At 61.9% G+C, this 3,166-nt stretch carries 1 protein-coding gene; it reads left to right on the top strand.

The window, feature by feature from the left end:
* Positions 1 to 3,058, top strand: a 3,058-nt coding sequence (locus ABX749_RS27310) for an aminotransferase class I/II-fold pyridoxal phosphate-dependent enzyme (RefSeq protein WP_372898811.1), incomplete at its 5' end; no start/stop codon positions are given.
* Between the last annotated feature and the right edge of the window lie 108 nt (positions 3,059 to 3,166).

The raw sequence follows: 3,166 nt of genomic DNA, 5'->3' as shown, positions 1-3,166 counted from the left end.
CGATGCGAAGTGGGCGTTGACGACGTGCGGCATTGCCGAACGTCTGACCGGCCAAACCTGGCACGAAGACCTGGTCGGCGTGCAGATCCTGGGCACCGACAGTCCCAGTTGCCGCGACCTGGATCGCTACCGTGAACCGGCGATCGATGGCAACACGCTGGGTGTGCTGCAATACACCTCCGGTTCGACCGGATCGCCCAAGGGCGTGATGTTGACCCAGCGGAACCTGGTCGCCAACGCCGAACTGATCTGGCACGCGTTTGAACCCAAGCCGCAAACGATCGGACTGTCCTGGCTTCCCACCTACCACGACATGGGACTGGTCGGCGGCATTCTGATGCCGCTGTTCCTCGGCTGCACCAACGTGCTGATGAGTCCGATGACGTTCCTGCAACGGCCGGTGCGCTGGTTGCGTGCGATCACCGACTACGGCGTCACGGTCACCGGCGGCCCCAATTTTTCTTATCAATTGTGTGTCGACAAGATCGCCGAACGGGAGATGGACGGGTTGGACCTGAGCACGTTGGAGATCGCATTCAACGGTGCCGAACCGATTCGCCCCAATACCTTGGAAGCGTTTCGGCGCAAGTTTGAACCGTACGGGTTTCGTTCCTCGGCGAGCTTGCCGTGTTACGGGATGGCCGAAACGACGCTGATCGTGACCGGCGGCCCGAGCGATCCGCGTCCCGTGATGCGCTGCTTTGATCGTTTTGAACTCGATAAAAAACACGTCGTCCCGCGTGCCGAAGACGACCCCGCGGCGCGCAAATTGGTCGGTTGCGGCGCCGTGCTTCCCAACGAGACGGTGCTGATCGTTGACCCCGACACCCGTCAGGTGCTCGCCGATGACCAGATCGGTGAGATTTGGGTGGACAGTCCCTCGGTCGGCGCCGGGTATTATCAGCGGAAAGAGGCGACTGAGCGAACTTTCAAAGCGATGACCGAAGACGGGCGTGGCCCGTTCTTGCGCACCGGCGATTTGGGATTCTTGTTCGACGGCCAGCTCTACGTCTCCGGTCGGCTCAAGGACATGATCATCGTCCGTGGGGTCAATCGGTATCCTCAGGACATCGAAGAAACCGTCGAGCGGGCCAGCTCCATCGTCCAGGCCGGAGCGGTCGGCGCCTTTGCGATGGAACATGACGGTCGCGAACAATTGGCGATCGTTGCCGAAGCGGCACGGGTTCGCGACGTGGATTGGGACGCCCAGATCCAATCCATCCGACGTGCCGTCACCGACGAACACGATCTGCCGCCCGATGCGGTCTATCTGGTCCGCAACAGCAGCGTGCCGAAGACCAGCAGCGGAAAAATTCAGCGACATGCCTGTCTGCACGCCGTTCGTGACAACGAACTGAAATTGATCGCCAAGTGGGTCCGCTGGGAAGAAGTCGCCGGGATCGGCGTGGCGGTCAACGAAGCGATGCCGATGATGCAAGCCGCCTCCGCCGGAGGGCGAGGCGAGAGCATCAGCGATGCCGACGTCAATCCGCTGGTGGTCGCGGCCATTCAATATCAGGTGCGCAGCGTCGCCGGTGAACGCGCCAAGTCGCTGAAACTGGACACCAACATCGTGCTCGATCTGGGACTCGATAGTCTCGAGCGACTGGAGATCGCACGGAACCTCGAACGAACCTTCGGCGGGCGATTCCCCGAACAGGTCCTCGACGAGATCGAGACGATCGGCCAAACCGCGCTGGCCGTGCAGCGTTACCTGCCGCCGGGTGCCGATGCACGCGCCGAAGCCATGCTCTCCGGCACGACCGAGGTTTCCACCGAAACCCTCTCCGCCGGCGCCGAATCACGACCGGCCCCGCAAGACGTGGGCGTGGAGCCGGAGGATCGCGTGGAGCAATTCGCCGAGTATCGCCGGCTCAAAGCGACGATGGAGCAGATGCGGATGACGGGCGTGCCCAACCCGTATTTCACCGTCCACGACAGCATTGTCGCCGACACAACCGTCATCAATGGGCAAAAACTGATCAGCTTTGCAAGCTACAACTACCTGGGCCTGAGCGGCCATCCGGACGTTTCCCAAGCCGCCGCCGATTCGGTCAAACGGTACGGCACCAGCGTCTCGGCCAGCCGACTGGTGTCCGGTGAAAAACCGATTCACGGCCAACTGGAACGGAAGATCGCGGAATTCATCGGTGTCGACAATTCGATCCTGATGGTCGGCGGTCACGCCACGAACGAGACCACCATCGGTCACTTGGTCGGCGAAGGCGATTTGATTCTGCACGACGCGCTGTCGCACAACAGCATCGTCCAAGGCGCGTTGCTCTCGGGCGCCCGACGCCGGCCGTTCCCGCACAATGACTACGAAGCCCTGGATCGAACGCTGGCCGAAGTCCGTTCGAAATACCGTCGCGTGCTGATCATCGTCGAAGGCGTTTACAGCATGGACGGCGACTTTAGCAACGTGCCCGAGTTTATCGCGGTCAAGAAACGGCATCAGGCGATGTTGATGGTCGACGAGGCGCACAGTTTCGGAACGATGGGGCGGCATGGCCGCGGCATGGCCGAGCACTTTGACATCGACGCCCGCGACGTGGACATCTGGATGGGAACGCTGTCCAAATCGGCCGCGTCCTGTGGCGGTTACATCGCCGGCTCCAACGCCTTGGTCGAGTTGTTGCGCTACACCGCCCCCGGATTTGTCTTCAGCGTCGGGATGCCGCCGGCTCAAGTCGCCGCGGCGTTGGCGGCGATTGAAACCCTGGAAAAAGAACCCGAACGCGTCGAGCGATTGCGGCAACGAAGCGAATTGTTTTTGACGCTCTGCAAAGAAGCCGGACTCGATACCGGGGCCAGCGGAGGCACACCGGTGGTGCCCGTGATCACCGGCAACTCGATGGTCGCCTTGCGTTTGTCCAATCGCTTGAAAGCTGATGGAATCAACGTCCAACCGATCCTCTACCCGGCCGTCGATGAATCCGCCGCCCGCCTGCGTTTCTTCCTGACCAGCGAACACTCCGAGGAGCAGATTCGCTTTGCCGTCTCACGCACCTCGCACCACCTGGTCGAACTCGGTTTCGGCGCCGCCGCCTCGGCGTAAGGGACGTCGTGATCGGGTGCGAGCCGACGGGCAATCTCTGATCGCAGGCAGGACCCCGGACGGGGGCAAAGCCAGTAGCCGGAGGTGACCGCAGCGACACCTCCGGAT

The sequence above is a fragment of the Stieleria sp. genome (assembly GCF_041595215.1).
Lineage (GTDB): Bacteria > Planctomycetota > Planctomycetia > Pirellulales > Pirellulaceae > Stieleria > Stieleria magnilauensis.
The sequence above is the reverse complement of the archived record's forward strand: the minus strand, read 5'-3'. Positions and strand labels throughout refer to the sequence as shown.